Below are 18,604 nucleotides of genomic sequence, written 5' to 3'. Positions count from 1 at the left end.
GGTCGCTCGGTGAGAAAGGCAATCGCACACCATGGAAATCAACAAGAAGAGCCGTGCTGAGCTGAAGGCGTACTTCGTCAAGAACGCCCTGCCGACGGAGGGCAACTTCAGGGATCTCATCGACGCTGGGCTGAACCAGAAGGACGATGGCCTCGTCAAGGCGGCCGATCAGCCGGCGCAGATCGCGGCGTCGACGGCCGGCGACAAGCCGGCGATCCACCTCTATGAGAGCTTCGCGACGGACACCAAGCCCGCCTGGGCGCTGAGCCTGCAAGCCGGCGGCAAGAAGGGACTCGGCATCGGCGACGGCGACGGCCAGAACCGCCTCTTCATCGATGCCACGACCGGCGGCGTGGGCATCGGCACGGCCGATCCGGCCGGCAACAAGCTCCGGGTGGCGGGGAACGTCCTCGTCGACGGCGCCGGCGGCACCGCGATGCTCGTGATCAAGGACGGCAACGTGGGCATCGGCACAGCCGACCCGGCCGGCAACAAGCTCCGGGTGGCAGGGAACATCCTCGTCGATGGCACCGACGGCAAGGCGCGCGTGAGCTTTGGCTCCACCACTCGCCAGATGCTCAACCTGTGGGCTGATGGGTATGGAATCGGCGTCCAAGACGGCACCACGTACTTTCGCACCGGCTCCCATTTCGCCTTCTACAAGGGCGGCGCGCACAGCGACACTACGCTCGCGCCCGGCACAGGCGGCGCCGCGATGCTCGTGATCAAGGACGGCGACGTGGGCATCGGCACAGCCGATCCGGGCGGCTACAAGCTCAACGTCACCGGCAACGTCAAGGTGGGGGGGGCGATCACGCCCTCGGTCGGCAACTCCGCGAGCAACGGCATCATGTTCCCCGCCGATCCCGGCGGTGGCACCGGCGATGCCGCGTGGATTCGTTACATGGTCGTCAGCGGCGAGTCGACCAAGCTCCAGATCGGCACCAGCAACGACCCCGACGACACCGTTTCCATCTGGCAGTATGGCGCGGAGAGGCTGCTCGTCTCGAGCGGCATCGTCTACGTCAGCAACATCCAGCTATTCTCGGATCGCCTCCTCAAACACGACATTGCGCCGCTTGGCCCCGTGCTCGGGCGGGTGCTCCGGCTCCAGGGGGTGCAGTACCGCTGGGTCGACGAGAAGATGGGGGCCGGCCCGCAGATCGGGCTCATCGCGCAGGATGTGGAGGCTGTCTTCCCCGAGCTGGTATCCGAGACCCACGAGGGTACCAAGAGCGTCGATTACGCGCGCCTCGTGGCGCCGCTCGTCGAGGCGGTGAAGGAGCTCGCCGCCGAGGTCGAGGCGCTGAAGCTCGCGCGCGCCACCTGAGCGCGACACCTGGAGCCCTACGATGGACTACGCTCTTCTGCGCCAAGAGGGAATCCGCCAGCTCGAGCGGATGACCGGCGGGCGATGGACGGACTTCAACGCTCACGATCCGGGGATCACACTCCTGGAGCAGCTCTGTTATGCCCTCTCGGATCTCGGCTACCGCGCCGGGTACGAGATCCCGGATCTGCTCGCCGACGGCGGGGACGATCCGTACCGGAGCCTCCACCTGCCGGCGGAGATCCTCACCTCGCACCCGGTGACGCCAGCCGACCTCCGCCGGCTCGTCCTCGACGTGGAAGGCGTCAAGAACGCCTGGGTCGAGCCGGCCACGGCGGACGCGCTCCAGCTCTACACTCTTCCCGTGGAGCGGGAGATACGCCTCGCGCCCAAGGACATCGCCTCCGACCCGGTCCGCCTGCGCGGCCTCTACCGCGTCCTCATCGAGGCGTCGGAGCACGGCCAGGGCACCCAGGTCAGGGCCAGGGTCGCTCGAAGGCTCCACCAGAACCGCCCCCTGTGCGAGGACTTCGCCGAGATCACGGTGCTGGAGCCGCAGCTCATCCAGGTCGAGGCCACCGTGGAGATCACGCCGGTGGACGACCCCGCGGCGCTCCTGAACGAGATCGGCCGCGCGATCGCCGACGAGATCTCGCCGCCCATCCCCTTCGCGACGCTCTCGCGGTTGCTGGACGCCGGCATCCGCGTCGACGCGATGTTCGAGGGGCCCCGGCTCGAGCACGGGTTCCTCTCCGACGAGGTGCTGGCGAACGCGACGCGGCGGACCGTGATCCACACCTCCGATCTGATGCGCGCGATCACGGACATCGCGGCGGTGCGGGCGGTGAGCCGGATCCGCGTCTCCACGGGCGGCGCCAAGGAGGAGTGGTCCCTGCCGGTCGACCCGGATCGGGTCCCGAGGATGAACTTCGATGCATCCATCATCACCCTGATGAGCGCCGGGCGGGTGATCGCCCAGGCGAAGCCGGCGAGGGCGCCGGACGCCCCCCAGGGCGCGGGCGACAGCGCGCTCGCGGTGCCCGAGGGGCGCGACCGGAACGTCGGCGCGTACACCTCGGTACGGCAGCACCTCCCGATGCTCTACGGGGTCGGCGAGGCGGGGCTGCCCGACTCGGCGACGCCCGCGCGCAAGGCGCAGGCGCGGCAGCTCGCGGCGTACCTGATGTTCTTCGATCAGCTCCTCGCCAACGCGTTCGCGCAGCTCGCCCACGTCAAGGATCTGTTCTCCCACGGCGGCGGCGCGCGGACGTATTTCACGCAGGCGCTGGACCAGCCCGGCCTCCGGCTCGAGGAGATCCGCGCGCTCGACGAAGCGCACCGGGCCCGGCTCGGCGAGCTCGTGGAGACCCCGGCCGAGGTCGCCTCCCTGGAGCGGAAGAACCGCTTCTTGAATCACCTCCTGGCCCGCTTTGCCGAGCCGATCGGCGGTCACGATGCGGCCTCCGCGCTGATCTCTCCGGCGGAGCGAGCGCGGCGCAAGGAGCGCCTCTTGCAGCGATATCCCCGGATCAGCAGCGCGCGGGGGACGGGGTTCGACGGCCTCGCGCCCGCTGGCCCCGCCAACATGTCGGGGCTGGAGGAGCGGCTCCGCGTCACGCTCGGGCTCGCCGGAGGTGAGGAGATCACCGTCGTCGAGCACATCCTGCTCCGCCCGATGCCGGGCGACGAGAAGCAGGAGCGCCCCGGGCCGACGGACCCGCCAACGGACAGGCCGCCCGCGCTGCTCTCGGCCGCGCGGGAGAAGGACCCTTACTCGCTGCGATTGACGTTCGTCCTCCCCGACGGGGTGGGGCGATTCAGCGATCCAGCGTTCAAGCAGCTCGTCGAGAACACCCTCCGCGCGGAGACGCCGGCCCACCTGACACCGTATGTGCTCTGGATGGCGGCCGACGCGTGGGCGGCGTTCCGGACGGCTCACGGGCAGTGGTTGCAGAAGCGGCGGGAGGTCCTCGCCGCGACGTTGGGCGTACACCTGGAGGAGCGGAGCTCGTAGAACCATGTCCACCGCGAGACCTATCGACGTGCGCTGCGCCCGGGACCGGCTCATCGATCTCCTCGGGCTCGGGGAGACCACCCCGATCCGGGACGTGAACGTTCAAGAAGCGCAGCTCACCGTGAACGTGGGCGCCCCCTGCGAGATCATCCTCGATCCCGCCCAGGCGGGCGTCAGGTACGAGCTGTTCGACGGAGACGCGCCGGTGGTGCCCGCCTGCTCCGTGGACGGGACCGGGGAGAAGGCGGTCCTCAAGGGGCCGATCATCGACAGGGCGGACAAGACCTTCCGGATCCACGCAAAGAAGCTCGCTCCGTTGAGGCGCGAGACCTTCCTGTTCCAGACCGCGACGGTGAAGGTGGGGCTTGCCACGGATCTCCCTGTCTCGACGCCCGAGATCGCCGAGGTGCCTCGCCTCGTCGACCACGGGAGCCGCGTTCTGGTGAGCATCTCGGGCAGCCAGGCGGGCGCGACCTATGGGCTGATCGACGGCGCGGGGAGCCCGATCCCCATGACGCCCCCCGAGCGCGTGAGCGGGAACAAGGACGGCGCCATCACGCTGACGGTCCGTCGGGTGACCGAAGACACGGTGATCCGGGTCGACGTCCAGAGGACGTTCGACGAGGGCGAAGGGCGCGCCCCGCTCCACGCGGTGCTCGCCGCGGAGCTGCCGATCGCGGTCCGCGCCGATCGGGATCTCGCGGTGTCGGCCGCCGGATCACCGGTCCTGCCGCAGGGCAGCGCCACGATCTCCATCGCTGGGAGTCAGCCGAACGTGCTTTACAGCGCCCACGTCCGCGCGCTCTCCACCGTGGACTTCGTGCCCGACGCGGGGTCTGCCCTCGTGGCGATCGCCGTCCCCGGCACGTCCGGCGTCGAGGTGTACACCCCGCGGCCTCCTGCGCTCTGGCAGGCGCCGGCCGGCTCCGTGCAGCACGGGGACGCGATGCCGGGCAACGGCGGCGTCCTGGAGCTCGGCGTGGGGCCGCTCCTGGACGACAGCATCGTCGTGGTGCAGGCGCGCAAGATCCACACGGTGACCGGCGCGTCGCTCGAGTCGGCGGTGCAGCTCGAGCAGGCGGCGGTCGTCCCGGTGAGGCCGGAGCCGGCGTCCCCGCTCGTGCTGCAGATCTCGGCGAACGCCGGCGGCGCGAGCGGCACGCTGCTCGTCTCGGGCGGCCAGCCCGGGGTCTTCTACCACTTCTACCCGAGCAACGAGGCCAGCGAGCTCGGCCTGCCGGCGTATTTCCACCGGCGCGACGAGCGGTACCCGTCGATGAACAAGGGCGTCGCGGCGACCGAGCCGGAAGGGGCCGACAAGGTTCCGCGCCGGGGGCTCCGGGTCGAGATGGATCTCGTGATCACGCGCGAACCGCCGGCGCCTGCGGCCCTGGATCCGGCGCACGTGCGCCCGCTCGATCCCCTGGTGGACATCGCGCCGCTGCCCCTCGGCGGCGCGGTGGACGTGATGGCCATCAAGGCCCGCACCGGGATCGGGTGGGTCGCCAAGCGATCGGTCACGGTGACCCCGGTCGCCGCGGAGGCCCCGCCCGGCGAGCTCGGCGCTGCCCCCGAACCCGCGGCGACAGCGCCGTGACCGCGCCGCGCGATCAGATCCGCCGGCAGATCCTGGAGGTGACCGTCCAGGATCGCGAGGCGGCGTGGCGGCTGCAAACCGAGCTCGGCCGCATCCACGCCGAGCGCCTCGAGGCGGTCATCGATCGGTGTTGCACCGAGCTCGGCGCTCCGGATCGCCTCCAGCGGATCGCGCTGGTCGAGGTGGATCTCGGGCGGATCGATCCCGACCACCTGGAGCGCGACCTGGTCGACAAGCTCGACCCGCTGCTGCGCGAGGCGCTGGCCGCGCGGATCCGCGAGGAGGACGAGAAGACCGCGCTCCGGGGCGGAGATCCCGAGGTGGTCTCCCGGCTGGAGCTCGTGGCGTTCTTCGCCCGCACCGGCGCGCTCCCCTGGTGGGCGGACAGCGCGCGACCGCTGCTCTTGGACGAGACCCTGGGGCTGCTCCTGGAGCGCGCGGCGCGCCCGCTCGCGGCGCTGATCCGGGCGCTCGAGCGCGAAGGCGGCGCGCTGACGAGGATCGTCCGCCACTGCCGCGACGCGCAGCTCTGGGCGCTGTTCGACGCTCTCGCGGCGTCCTCGCAGGCCGACCTCCCTTCGATGCCGGTGGAGCTCGTCGCCCTGCTGCGCGCGCACCGGGCGGTCGCTGGCGCCACGCCGGACGGCTTCCGGGCGTGCGTCTGGACGGGCGCGCTGCGGACAGCGTGCCTCGAGGAGAGCCCGAGCGACGGGCGGGTGGGCTTCTTTCGCGACGCGCTGGCCCGGATCGCGCTGGAGGCCGGCGTGACGCTCGGGGCTCTCCTTGCGGGGCTGCACGCGCCTCTGGGGCCGAGCCCATCGGCCTGGCCGGGCGCGCTGGGGGCGGTCATGCAGCGTCCCGGCGCAGCCGCGCCGGGAACGGTCGGGCAGAGCCCCGGCGCGGTCGTCGAGCGGCCGGTCCGCGAGACGCGGGGAGAGCATCCGTCGAGCGATCCGGGGGCCGCGGCCGCGGACCAGGAGCTGTCCGTCGATCCAGCGTACAGCGACGCCGACGAGGTCTACCTGGACAGCGCCGGGCTGGTGGTGCTCTGGCCCTTCCTCGGGCACCTGTTCGAGCGCCTGGGTCTCTTTGCCGACACGCAGTTCAAGGATCGGCGCGCCCTCCACCGCGCGGCCGGCCTGCTCCAGCACCTCTGCACGGGGGAGCTCGAGCCGGCCGAGTACCAGCTGCCCCTGGCCCGCGTGCTCTCTGGCATGCGAATGACAGAGGTCTTCGACTTCGGTCCTCCGGTCACCGAGGCAGAGGCCGAGGAGTGCCTCAACCTGCTCACGGCGGCGATCGCGAGCGCGCCGATCCTGGGGGAGATGTCGATCGCCGGATTCCGTGGCTCGTTCTTGATCCGCAAGGGCGCGCTCTCTGCGCGTGACGGCGCGTGGCTCCTCCGCGTGGAGCGGGCCTCGTACGACGTGGTGCTGGATCGGTTTCCCTGGGGGATGAGCTGGGTGAAGCAGCCCTGGATGGAGGCGCCGCTCTCTGTGGAGTGGTGACCGGGGCTTCGCTGAACGCACGCTTGCACGCCTGGCGGTGACGCGCGGGGCCGCCTCGTTTCTCCGCCCGCGCCGAGGAGAGTCTCATGCAAATCGCTGTTGACCGATCCACTCCGAAGACCTCGCAGAGCGCCACGCGCACCTCGCGGGCCCGCCCTCCGGCGCCGCCGCTCGTGCAGCGGCGAACGACGCCGCCCGCACGACCGCCGGCCGAGTCGGCACGAGCGGCGCTGGAGCGGGCGTTCGGGGCTGAGTTCGTTGCGGCCGCGGCCACAGGGCGAACGCGGGCGGTGGGCGACCGCGTCACGCAGGAGAGCCCGGGCGCGCCGGGCGGATCGGCGATCCAGGCGAAGGCGGCTGGGCCCGGCGTGGGGACCGGGAGCGGACCGGACCGCGCCGTCAACTCCACGGGCATCCCGTCGCCGGTGAAGGCCAAGATGGAGGCGGCGTTCGGGACCGACTTCTCCGGCGTTCGGGTGCACCCGAGATCGTCGCGCGCAACGGCGCTGGGAGCGCTCGCGTACACGCAGGGGAGCGAGATCCACGTGGCGCCGGGGCGGTGGGCGCCGGAGACGAGGCAGGGGCAGGAGCTGCTCGGGCACGAGCTCGCGCACGTGGTGCAGCAGCGGGCGGGGCGCGTGCAGGCGACGGCGCAGTACAAGGGGATAGCGCTCAACGACGCGCCGGCGCTGGAGGCGGAGGCGGACGTGATGGGGGCGAAGGCGGCGAGGGGAGAGAGCTGCGGCGGGCAGCAAACGCCCTCTGCGCCTCCATCGGCGAGCAGCCGTCCGGACGGGCAGCAAGCGGCCGTCCAGTGTGCCACCGGGGTCATCCAGAGGCGCAATTCGGCGTTCAACCCCTTCCATCAGAACCAAGCAAACTATCAAGGCCCGAGGTTCCGAGGGCTGCAGCTCGATGTCCTCATCGAGAACGGTCTTGTATATCCGGGAGGCGGCACCAGTGGGAACGCCGTCAACCTCGAGAAGATGGTGAGCAACACCGGCGGCGGCTCCTCGCCCGGGGCGCCGCTCGACTTCGAGGAGATCCGGTTGATCGACGCGGGCCTGGTCCGGGCGAACAACCAGCAGAACGCAGCGACGGCGATGCACGCGATCAATCACAATTTCGCTCCGCACGCGCAAACGAACAACCGCGCCGAGAACATCTTCATGGGCTCGGCGAAGTCGAACACCCAGCTGCACTATAACCTCGTCGAGAACCCGATCCGCCAGTCGATGCAAAGGGCGACCTCGGGAAACGCCCTGAAGTATGAGACCAACCTCGTCGCCAACCCGCCGTTCCAGTTCCAGCCCCCCGGCAGTGCGAGTAGCCTCTTGGCCTGGAACAACAGCGCTCTTGATATCCCCGGGGCGAAGCCGACGACGCAATACCCGGGGGTGACGCACTTCCTGGATGAGACCACGCTCAACAATGTGTCCCTGCCATGGCCGAAAGTGATCACGTACACGGTCGTTCCCAATTATACCTATAAGCGTCACCCGCATTTGCCTGCGTTCCTGATGGGGAACATCCAGTATGGTGATAACCTCATCACCCAGGAGCAACAGAAGCCGCCGAAGCAGCAAGATACTCAAGCGATCCAGAACGAGCAGGCCGGGATCGCCCTCCTCAGAGCTGTGGGCCACCGTCTCTTCCCCGAGACGTTCACCTGCAGCGCGGTCTACTGGTTTCCGACCTATAACCACGCCAGGCCCTGGCGCACGACTGTGAACCAGGACGATTACGACGCGGAGTATTGAGCTCTCCGGCCCGGCGTCGAACCAAACGGGCGCGGGCGAACGCGTGGGACAAGGCGCTTGCCTGGGAGCCGACCTTCGCTGTCGCCGGCTCGGTGAAGCACCGCGCCGCGCTCCTCGACGCGCGCCGCGCCGGCCGAGCTTGAAGGAACACCCGTTTAATTTCTCTTAAGGTGACGACACCAGGTCTCGTCGGTTTCATACGGAGACGTCACCGCCGAAAGGGACCTGCCATGTCACGGAATGTCTTCCTGTTCGAGTTCACCGCCACGCGGGGCGACGCGGAGGAGGTCGAGCGAGCCCTGCTCTCACGCACCTCGGCCTTCGCGCTCGGAGCCTTTCCCACGCTCGATCCGGCGCTCTTCGCGCACCGGATCGTGCGCGGGAAGGGCGCGTCGTACACCTGGGAGATCGGGCTCGACGAGATCGAGGAGGCCCGGCGCGCGGAGCTCTACGCCGCGCTGCTGGAGCAGATCCAGACCTCGCTCGCGGGCGTGGCCGAGCTCCGATCCTCCGCCGCGTACGCGGACCTGTCGCTCCCCGCGCCCGGCCCCGATCCCGCCCGGGCCAGGGGGGGCCCGGGCGGGGCCCTCTCGTTCGCGGGCGGCGATTTCCCGGTCTGGGAGGATCATGCGCGCGGCTCCGGTGCGGCAGAGGCAGCGAGCGCCCTGCCCGAGGATCTCACCGTCGAGATCGCGCAGTTCCGCGCCGCCGTGCCGGTCGAGCCGGGGCTCAAGCCCTGGGGCGCAGGGCACATCTACACGGGCAGCGCGGACAAGGCTCACCTCGCCTACCTGCACGGGTATTTCGACGCCCGGGCGGCGAAGGCGAGCCCCGCCGATCGGCGGAAGATCCTTGCCTTTCGCGCGCTCCAGGCGCGCGAGGGCAGCACGGCCGCCATCAACACCTACGATGATCAGATCGTCACCTGGGGGACGGGCTGGGGCGGTCGCGGCTGGCTGGGCAAGGTGATGGAGCGCGCGATCGCGACCGACGCCGTGCGCGAGGCGCTGGGCGCGGCCGGCGTCCGCTACCGCGGCAGCAACGTGTACGACGTCGTCGATCTCGCCTCCGGCATGGTCGTCACGGGAGGCAAGGAAGCGCTCGAGATCCTGCGCCGCTCCGCCCCGCTCCTCCACCTGCTGATCGACCTGGCCAGGGACCCCGCCACGCGCGACGCGGTGACCGAGGCCCAGCTCCGCACGTTCATGGATGGCTCGGGCAACATCTGCGGCGCCGACGCGATCGCGACGCAGGCGCTGTTCAACCTGATCGCGCACCTCAAGCACTGGGCGCCCGGGTACGTGATCGGGTGTCTCGAGTGGGCCGTACCGCAGCTCGGCGCCGGGTCGCCGTCGGAGGAGCGCGACCGGCGCCTCGCCGCGCTCGTGGGCCGCTACTTCTACGGCAAGGCGCGCAGGTACAGGTGGATCCCGGACTTCAGGCAGTTCCGGCTCTACTTCCGGCACATGAAGGACGACGGGCTCGATTGCCTGCACGAGCCCTTCCTCCAGGCCGCGGGGCCTCCGGAGGACGACCCGTTCGCCGCCGCGATCGGCGTGCCCGCGGCGGCGCCCCCGCCGGAGGCGCCGAGCCCGCCGAAGGATCCGCGCCTCATGCGCGTCCCCCTCGCCGGGCAACCCGATCTGGAGAGCGTCGCCTCGGGTCGTGGCGCGCTCCGGAGAGGGGCGAGGGGACCAGGGGTGAAGGCGCTGCAGGAGGCGCTGATCGCGCTGGGCGAGAGCGTGCCTGGCGGCGCTGACGGCGCGTTCGGTCCGGGCCTCGAGGCGGCCGTCAAGCAGTTCCAGGCCGAGCGCGGCCTCGCCGCCGACGGCGTGGTCGGCGCGGGGACGCTCGCGGCCCTCGACGCGGCCTTCGCCTCGAGCGCGAAGGCCCGGGCGACAGGCGCGGAGACATCGAATCGAAGAGAAGAGGAGGAGCACCGATGACCGCAGAGAAGAGCGATGAAGGCGCCCCGCCGCAGGCGGGCGTCCCCGCGTGGGTGGACATGGACCCGGCGCCCGCCGAGCCGCCCGAGGAGTGGCTGGCTCGCCCGGTCGCGTTCGCCGACGACGAGCCGCCACCGCAGCTCGTCCGCACCGTGAACCTGCTGGACCCGCCCGAGCACGGCCTGAGCGGGCCCGAGGACGCCGCGGGCCTCGCCGAGTTCATCCTGTCCCGCGCCAGGGAGGGGATCGGCGACGTCTTCTCGCACCCCGATTACGACACCGCCTCCGGCGACCGCGAGGACTGGGCGCGGGCCGTCGCCGAGCACCAGACCGGCATTCCGTACACGATGCCAGCCTTCTTCTACGGCGCGCAAAGAGGGGTCGCGAAGGCGATCACGGGCAACGGGCGGTACCCGATCGTGGGGCAGTGCCAGCAGTCGGTGACCACCGCGCTCTGCATCGGCGGCTGGGACGGCGGCCCGTACGGCGACATCGGCTGTGGGACCGACGCGCTGCCGGCGGCAGCCAGGCTGGGCGACGGCTGGACCTCCGTCCCGAAGGTGCTCGCCGACTGGCCCGATGAGCTCTGGGAGAAGGTCACGGTCGGCTCGTGCCTCTTCTGGTCGGCCTCGGGAGCCGCGGGCGCCGGGAGCGGGCACGTGGCGATGGTGATCCGCAAGCACCCGGTCGAGCGCAAATGGCAGCTCTGGGACACCACCACCTCGTTCAACGACCCCGCGATGCACCCCGCCGCCGTCAGGGGCGCGCGCATGCTCTGGGAGTCGCACTGGTGGCCGTTCATCCCGCCGGCGCTCTCGGGAGGTCGATGGTCGTTCCGCGGCATCGCCCGGATCGACGGCCTCGGAGAGATCAAGAGCGATCTGAAGCCGCGCGGGCGCGCCCGCCTGCTCCTCCGGCGCCGCGGCGACGGCGAGCTGCTCTATCGCTCGGAGTGGATGTCGATGGAGGACGAGGGCCTCCCCATCTCCTGGCTGCTCCGTTCGCTGCGCGGCGCGCCGTTTCACGACCGCATCGAGCCCACGTGGTGCGTCAACTCGAAGTCCGACGCGCCGACCAAGGTCGCCCCGGACAACCGGCCGCTGCTCGACGTCTTCTGCGATGCCAGGGGCAACGCGAAGATGTCGTGGAGCCCGGCCCAGGGCCTGCACAACCGGCCTCACCACGCGATCTGGGCGCCGCCCGCGGCGCTCCGCTGAGCCGCGGCACAGGGCGCCCCAGCAACCCGGGAGACAACCTTCATGCGTACCCTCATCATCAGTGATCTGCACCTCGGCAACGGGGGTGACTACGACGTCTTCGCCGGGGGCGAGGCGCTGCCCGCGCTCCTCGACCGGATCGCGGGCGAGCCCGCGCGGGTCGTGGTCAACGGCGACGGCCTCGACTTCCTCATGAACGAAGATCCGCTGGAGCTCGATCCCGCGCGCGCCGCCGCGCAGGCCCGCGCGATCGCCGCCGCGCCCGCGAGCGCCGCCGTGCTGAAGGCGTTCGGGCGCGTCCTCGCGCGCGGCGGTGAGGTCGTCGTCCGCCTCGGCAACCACGACGTGGAGCTCGCCGTCCCGGAGGTGCAGGAGATCCTGCGCGCGGCGATAGATCAGCCGCCCGAGGTCGCTGCGCGCCTCACGTTCCAGCTGGGCGACGCCCCCGCGATCCTCGACGTCGGCGGCGCCCGGATCCTCGTCACCCACGGCGAGCACAACGACAACTGGAACAAGGTCGACTACGGGCGCCTGGCCCGGCTCGACCGGTTCAAGTACGCGGCCGGCTCGGTCCTCGTGAAGCAGCTCATGAACCCCATCGCGCGCCGGCACGGCCTGCGCTTCGTGAGCCTGCTCAAGCCCGATTTCCAGGGCGCGGCGCTCGCCGCACTCGCGGTCGCGCCCGAGATCGTGAAGCAGCTCTTCAGCGCGGCCTCGCTCGACATCGGCTGGCAGCTCTTCAAGAAGGCGGGGTCGGCGGCCTCCTTCGCCGAGGAGGAGGAGGATCTCGGGCTCGCCGAGAGGTTCGCCGACGCCGGCCTCGAGGCCGAGGAGGCGGCGGCGCTCGAGGCCGCGCTCGGCGACGGGCCCGCGGCGTTCGCCGAGGAAGAGACGATGTCGACCGCGAGCCTCAAGCTCGCGCGGGCCGGCCTGAAGCTCTACGCGGGCATGCAGAAGAGGCTCGCCGGCACCCTCGGTGACGAGTACTTCCGCCTCGAGCCCGATGAGGCCGAGTGGGCCGACGCCCGGCGCCTGGCGAAGAAATTCGACGCCGGCGCGGTGGTGCTCGGCCACACCCACGCGGCCCGCTGGAAGGCGGCCGACGGCATCGCCTTCGCCAACACGGGCACGTGGATATGGCTGATGCAGCTCCCGCGCTCGGACGCCGGCGACGAGGCGTGGGCCGAGTTCCTCGGAGAGCTGCGCGACAACCCGAGGCTCCTGCCCGAGCGGCAGAGGGCGGCGAGGACCGTCCAGCGCCTCACCGCCGTGCTCCTCGACCCGCACCCGGACGGCGGCGCGACGATGCGGCTCGTGCAATGGGACGATGGAAAGCTCCACTCCCTGGGGGCCGCGCGCGTGCCCTCGGGCGACGTGGCGCGCTGAGAGGGAGGAGTCATGTCCGACATCGAGCTGCTCCTCTGTCACGCCGACGATCAACGACCTGTCCTCGAAGAGGGGTTGCCGCTCGAGTCCGCCGCGGACGAGGCGCAGCCCGGCGGAGACGAGCAGATCCACGATTTCGCCGATTTCTCCGAGGATCCCAACGATCTCTCGCTCCAGCGCTGGTCCGTCATCGCGCCCGAGGGGCCCGCGGGCGACGCCCTCCTCGCGCTCGTCGAGCCCCTGATCCGGAAGCGGGAACAGGACCAGGGCGCGCCCGTCGTGCCCTACCGCGTCCCGGCCGGCATGGACGCGGACGCGGCGATCCGGTGGAGCAAGAGCGTCTATCATGACGAGTCGGTCGCGCTCGGGGATCTGCCGCGGTATCTCCTCGTGCTCGGCGACCTCGACGCGGTCTCGCTCGAGCTCCAGCAGGCCATGGCGAGCGAGGCGCTGGTCGGTCGCCTGGTGTCCCGGTCCGCCGCGGGCTACGCGGCGTACGTGGACAAGCTCCTCTCCTCGGAGCGCGCCCCTCCGAGGGAGGCGCAGGCGCGGGCGCTCTTCTTCACCGCGCAGGACGGCACCGCGGCGACCACCATCGGCCACAGGGCGCTCGTCGCGCCCAGCGTGGCGCGGTGCCGCGACACCCGGCAGAGGGGCGGCTTCAAGGCGAGGGACATCGAGGAGATCGGGTTTGACGGCGCCGAGGCGGCGAGGAGCGCGCTCCTCGAGCAGCTCGGGCGGCCGGAGCCGTCGATGCTGTTCACCATGAGCCACGGTCTGGGCGCGCCCCGCAGGGGGTGGACGTCGGCGGACGAGCAGCGCGCCGTGCAAGGGGCGATAAGTCTGGGCTCCGGCGTGCGCATCGCGGCGGAGGACCTCGGCGACAGGCCCTTTCTGCCCGGCGGGATCTGGTTCTTCCTCGCGTGTTACGGCGGCGGGACGCCGGCGGCGAGCGCCTATCACCACTGGCTCGCCCGCCTGCGCGACGCGGGCGGCTTCGGTGGGCGGGTCGACGGCGTGCTCGCCGGCCTGCCCCGGCCGGGCGATAGGCCCTTCATCGCCGCGCTGCCGCAGGCCGCGCTGGCGAGCCCGCGCGGCCCGCTCGCGGTCATGGCCCACATCGATCTGGCCTGGACCTACAGCTTCCAGGACATGGGGCCCGACGGCAAGGACAGGGCGTCGCGGTTCGAGGGCGTCTTCAGCTCCCTGGTGAAGGGCGCGCGCGTGGGCAACTCGTACAACGAGCTCCTCCGTTACCTGGGGAACGCCAACTACGAGCTCGCCGCGATGTACAACCAGGAGGCGAGGGCCGAGACGGCGGGCAAGCCCCTCGCGCCCGACCAGGGTCGCGCGAAGCGGCGGGCGAACCTGTGGATGCTGCGCGAGGATCTCGCGGGGTACGTCCTCCTGGGTGATCCGGCGGCGCGGCTCGCGATCGACCGCGACAGGGGAGCCGCCAGGGCGACGCCCGCGCCGGCGGAGGTGCGCTCGCCCGTCCCGCCGGCGCCCGCCGCTCCACCGGCGCCGGCGGCGGAGCGCGCGCGGGACGCGGCGCGCATGCAGCGCGCCGTCCACGAGAAGATCCTCGGAGAGGAGGGCGACAGGAAGATCGCCGAGAGATACGGTATCACGCGCGAAGAGCTCCAGCGCTGGTACGAGGCCTATTGCGAGGCCGGGCTCGAGGCGCTGGGCGAGCTGCCGTAGCGGTGCGCGTGCCCGAAGAGGAGCCCGACGCCCCGCCGGCTCGCCCCCCCGCCGCGTCCGTGGGCGAGGCGCCGCCGCGCAGGGCCCGGCGGCGCCTCGCCCTGCGGTCACGCCGCCGCGAACGCCGCCACGAGCGCGTCGACACCGGGTGCCGGCTCCTCAGGGAGCAGCTCTGGACGCTCGCGCTCCTCGCCCTTTTCGTCCTGCTGCTCCTCGTGGCGCTCACGGCCACGACGCGAGCCCCCGTCCAGCAATGGCCTGCCTGGGGATATCGGACCCTCCTCGGCGTCTTCTCCTTTGGCGCCCTGGGAGCGACCTTCAGCGCTGCTCGATCGCTCAAGGGTTCTTCCCTCCGGACCAGGGCTCACACGCAGGTGTCGGACGCAAGGGTTACCCTCTCGCGCGCCGTCCTCGGGGCGCTGCCTGGGCTCGCCGCCTACGCGTTCCTCCAGTCGAGGGTGCTGAACCTCGGGGACGCCGACAACAGCAAGGCCTTCGCGATCGCGTTCATCGCTGGCTTCAGCGAGCGGCTCGTGCTCAAGGTGGCAGAGACATTCGCCGGGGAGCAGAGGGCGAGGTAGCGGCGCCAGCGGGCGCGCCGCCCCGTTCACGGGGCGGAGCGCGTGTCCTGAGGTCGCGCGCCCTCGGTCCGGGGCGAGACGAACCGGACGACGGCGCGCGGGGCGAGGCGATAGCCGTGCTCATTGCGCTCGATGACGTCCCTGAGCCCCATGCGGCGGAGCTGGGTCAGGGCCACGTAGACGCGGTTGGCCCCCGCGTCCGCCACCGGCCGCTCGCCGGGCCAGCCGGCCTCGAGCAGGTCCTGGAGCGAGAGCGAGGCGTCCGGCGCCTCGTCGTGCCTGTCGACGAGGGCCGTCACGATGCGGCTGAGCGCGTGTCCGAGCGTGTGCTTCACGCCGTCCTTCGCCGCGATCCAGCGCACCTCGCAGCCGAGGACCAGCGTGGGCGGGCAGGCCGGCGCCGCCTGCTCGTCGAGCGGCAGCGGCCGCCCGGCGAGCAGGCTGGCCACGAGCGACGCGAACCCCTCGGGATCAGGCGCCTCGCTGCAGGGCGCGAGGTGGTGGAGGAGGTCCGCCGCGGCGTCCGCCTCCTCGGCGCCTCTCCGCGCGTGAGCCGGCGCGCCAGGGGCGCGCCGCTCCAGCTGCCCGGGCGAATCGAGGTCCATCGCGCGGATGCTCCGGTCGACGCCGCGCGCGCTCGCCGCGCTGCCCTGGACCGCGTGGCAGAGCGACCGCGCGAGGAGCGACAGCGCGAGCTCGTCGCCCGCCGGGCTCGGCTCGCCGCCCGCCGCCACCTCGGGCGCCTGGAACTCCAGGACCCTGTGGCTCTGCTGTTCTCCGGCTCTCTCGAGCGGGGCATTCCTGCCGTAGCCGACGAGATACCAGCGCCCTTCGCGTGAGAAGAGGACGTCAGCGCACGAGACGCGGCCGATGCAGACGGGCCGCCCGTGCTTCGGATCGATCACCGCGTGGGCCGCCTGCATGGCCCTGCGGAGGCTCGCGACGAGGCCGGCCGCGCTGCCGGGCGGCACCTTCCAGCCGGCGTCGCTCAGGAGGCCCGTGAGGTCGGCGCCGTCGATCACGGCGTCACAGGCGAGCTCGATGTACGGCATGCCGTCGGCGACCCCGCGCGCCGCGACCTTCGGGATGAGCGGGTGATCGAGGAGCGCGTGGACGCGCTCGATCTCGGCAAATACGGTGTTCGCCCGCGCCGCGCTGGCGGCCGGGCCGGGCACGATGACCACGCAGGGCGCCGCGTCTCCGGCGCGCGCCGCCGCGACGACGTGGAGGCCGTCGCGACGGCGGATGGAGCGCGGGTTTTCATATCTGCCAAGCCATCGTGAGCGAGAATCGTCCGTGAATCCCATGATCGTGTCCGTCCCTCAGTCGCGCACGCCTGCCGGCACACATCATTAATCACGTCCCAAGGACGAGCCCGCCGATGCGTTCTTAATAGTTTTTAAGGTGAGAATTCCTTCTGCTGCGGTCTACAAAGCCACCGAGTCAGACACGGCAGGGAGCACAACGTAACGAGGCTTGTCTTTCGATGTGGTTGGAGATCGAGCTCGACATCAGCGGTGATGAGGTGCGCGTCAGCGCGCGTGGCAGCCGGGGAGAGCGCCCTGCGGGGCACGCGATATCCGCCGAGCAGGGCCTCGACGCCCTGCGGGCCTTCGCCAGCAAGATCGGGAGGGCGGTCCGCGGCGGTAAATCGCTCGACCCAGCGGCGGTGAGCGACGCGCAGGCGCTCCACGAGGAGGTCTTCCAAGGGGAGCTGCGCGACGTCCTCGTGCGGCTCGGCGAGGCGTCGAAGGGCGGTCCGCTCCTGGTGCGGCTCTTCGCCCGCGACCACGCGCTCCAGGCGATCCCCTGGGAGGCGCTCTGCAGGCAGGGGACGTCCGAAGGGTTCCTGGGGACCGACCCCAGGGTGCTCTTCGCGCGGGGCGTCACCTCGTCGGAGCCGTGGGAGCCGCGCGAGGTCAAGGGCGCCGTCCGGGTGCTCGGGATCGCGCCGGGCACCGGCGAGCGGGCCCTCGACGTGCTGCGCGAGGCGCTCGCCCCGTCGATCGACGCCGGCGAGGTGGAGTGGCTCGATCCGATCGCCGGGCCGGAGATCGGCGCGCGGGCCCTCTTCGATCGGCTCCGTCGCGGCAAGAGCCCGCACGTCGTGCACTGGCTCGGCCACGGCGGCGTGGATCTGTCGGGCAAGCCCGTCCTGCGCGTGGCGGACGACGAGGACGGCGAGGAGGCGTGGATCACCGCCGAGGCGCTGGGTCGCGAGCTCTCCGCGGCCTTCTGCGAGGAGCTGCGCCTCGTGATCCTCGAGGCCTGCGAGGGCGCCAGGGCCGGCGCGCTCGGCAGCGCGGCGGAGATCCTGGCCAGGGCGGGCGCGGACGCCGTGGTGGCGCACCTCTGGCCGGTGAAGGCCGACGTGGCGCGCGCGTGCTCGACCGAGCTCTACCGCGCGCTCACGGGCGCGTCGCTGAGCCACGGCGACATCGGCGCGAGCGTGGCGGCGGCGCGGCGGACGCTGCTCTCCCAGAGCGCCGAGGCGTTCTCGCCGATCCTGTACCTCCGCGGCTCGGACTCGGTGGTCTTCAACTTCCAGGGCCGCCGCGTGGCGAGGCCGGGGAAGAAGGGCCGATCGAGGGCCCTCGCGCCCGCGCTCCAGAGCCTGCTCGAGCGGCCGTTCACGATGGTGCTCGGCGATCTCGAGGACGATCGCGCCGCGCTCCAGCGGGAGCTCGAGCAGTTCATGCAGGAGAGCGGCGAGCCGGCGGCGCAGGGGATGTCGCTGAGCGCGCTCACCCAGCGCTGCGTGCTCCGGTTCGGGCAGGAGGTGCTGCACTCGCTCTTCCAGCAAGCGCTGACCGCCTCGCCCGCTGCGGCGGCCCCGCCGCTCGTCGAGGCGCTCGCGCGCTTCGTCCGGCCGGGGGTCCACGTCACGCTGCTCTGGCGGCCCTGCCTCGAGCACGCGATCGCGCAGACGCTGCCGCAGCGGACCGTGTACGCCATCCAGCCGTCCCTCCTGGGCGCCGGCGGCAAGCCGCGCGTCGTCAAGCGCGCCGCGGGGGCGGCGACGTGGAAGATGGATCCCGTCATGCCGAGGCGCTTCGATCTCGACAGCGAGATCGTCGTGCTCCGCCTGTACGGCGGCTACTCGGCCGAGCCGCGCCCCATCTTCTCGCCGCCGCTGCTCACCGAGGACGATCACATCCACGGCCCCCTCGGCGCCGACGGCGCCCGGCCGCCGCTATGGATGGAGGAGCTCCTGGCGCGGCCGCGCGTCCAGCCCGGCCTCTTCGTCGCGCTCTCGAGCCTCGACTTCCGCCACCGCATGCTGCTGCGCTGGCTCTACGATCAACGCCCGGCGCCCCCGGACAGCCTGGCCGTCCTCGCGCCTGGGGTCGAAGGTAGCGAGATCGAGATCTGGGGCAACGGCGGCGGGCTGCCCGGCACGGGCCATATCGCGGCCACCGCCGGAGATCTGGTGGAGCTCGCGGAGCAACTCGACGCCTTCGCGCTGGAGGACGCCCCGTGACACAGCATCGCTTTCAGGCGACGCCCCTCCGTGAGCCCCTCGTCGGCCGCGCGCGCCGGCCGCCCAGGCCCGCGCCGGGG

The 18,604-nt window shown here is 71.8% G+C and carries 12 protein-coding genes; 11 read left to right on the top strand and 1 reads right to left on the bottom strand.

All coding sequences use genetic code 11. The features are described from left to right. Positions 1-31: 31 nt before the first annotated feature. From POL72_RS02180 to POL72_RS02135, 10 genes are all read left to right on the top strand, one after another. Positions 32-1,330, top strand: coding sequence for a tail fiber domain-containing protein (locus POL72_RS02180; RefSeq protein WP_272093318.1), 1,299 nt, complete (start codon positions 32-34; stop codon positions 1,328-1,330). Positions 1,331-1,352: 22 nt separating this feature from the next. Beyond that, on the top strand, positions 1,353-3,344 hold the full coding sequence (locus POL72_RS02175) for a baseplate wedge protein (protein ID WP_272093317.1): 1,992 nt from the start codon (positions 1,353-1,355) through the stop codon (positions 3,342-3,344). A 4-nt stretch (positions 3,345-3,348) separates the two neighbouring features. Next, positions 3,349-4,941 carry a hypothetical protein gene (locus POL72_RS02170; protein ID WP_272093316.1) on the top strand — a complete coding sequence of 531 codons (1,593 nt, stop codon included), beginning with the start codon at positions 3,349-3,351 and terminating at the stop codon, positions 4,939-4,941. Beyond that, entirely contained in the window at positions 4,938-6,449 is a 1,512-nt protein-coding gene (locus tag POL72_RS02165; RefSeq protein ID WP_272093315.1) for a contractile injection system tape measure protein, read from the top strand. The genes POL72_RS02170 and POL72_RS02165 overlap by 4 nt, the downstream gene beginning before the upstream one ends. Before the next feature lie 86 nt (positions 6,450-6,535). Beyond that, entirely contained in the window at positions 6,536-8,209 is a 1,674-nt protein-coding gene (locus tag POL72_RS02160; protein WP_272093314.1) for an eCIS core domain-containing protein, read from the top strand. Positions 8,210-8,439: 230 nt separating this feature from the next. Beyond that, positions 8,440-10,155, top strand: coding sequence for a peptidoglycan-binding domain-containing protein (locus POL72_RS02155; protein ID WP_272093313.1), 1,716 nt, complete (start codon positions 8,440-8,442; stop codon positions 10,153-10,155). After that, positions 10,152-11,372, top strand: coding sequence for a hypothetical protein (locus tag POL72_RS02150; protein WP_272093312.1), 1,221 nt, complete (start codon positions 10,152-10,154; stop codon positions 11,370-11,372). The genes POL72_RS02155 and POL72_RS02150 overlap by 4 nt, the downstream gene beginning before the upstream one ends. Before the next feature lie 42 nt (positions 11,373-11,414). Continuing rightward, positions 11,415-12,758, top strand: a complete 1,344-nt coding sequence (locus POL72_RS02145) for a metallophosphoesterase (RefSeq protein WP_272093311.1) — start codon at positions 11,415-11,417, stop codon at positions 12,756-12,758. 12 nt (positions 12,759-12,770) lie between these two features. Continuing rightward, positions 12,771-14,462 carry a hypothetical protein gene (locus POL72_RS02140; protein WP_272093310.1) on the top strand — a complete coding sequence of 564 codons (1,692 nt, stop codon included), beginning with the start codon at positions 12,771-12,773 and terminating at the stop codon, positions 14,460-14,462. 2 nt (positions 14,463-14,464) lie between these two features. Further along, positions 14,465-15,043, top strand: coding sequence for a hypothetical protein (locus tag POL72_RS02135; protein WP_272093309.1), 579 nt, complete (start codon positions 14,465-14,467; stop codon positions 15,041-15,043). A gap of 26 nt (positions 15,044-15,069) precedes the next feature. Here the strand turns inward: POL72_RS02135 and POL72_RS02130 are convergent, their stop codons facing one another. Then, on the bottom strand, positions 15,070-16,350 hold the full coding sequence (locus tag POL72_RS02130; RefSeq protein WP_272093308.1) for a protein kinase family protein: 1,281 nt from the start codon (positions 16,348-16,350) through the stop codon (positions 15,070-15,072). A 179-nt stretch (positions 16,351-16,529) separates the two neighbouring features. Here POL72_RS02130 and POL72_RS02125 point away from each other — a divergent pair, with 179 nt between their 5' ends. Beyond that, positions 16,530-18,524 carry a CHAT domain-containing protein gene (locus POL72_RS02125; protein ID WP_272093307.1) on the top strand — a complete coding sequence of 665 codons (1,995 nt, stop codon included), beginning with the start codon at positions 16,530-16,532 and terminating at the stop codon, positions 18,522-18,524. Positions 18,525-18,604: the final 80 nt, after the last annotated feature.

The sequence above is a fragment of the Sorangium aterium genome (genome assembly GCF_028368935.1).
Taxonomy (GTDB): domain Bacteria; phylum Myxococcota_A; class Polyangia; order Polyangiales; family Polyangiaceae; genus Sorangium; species Sorangium atrum.
Note: the sequence above shows the minus strand (reverse complement) of the source record. Positions and strands in the feature narration are given on the sequence as shown.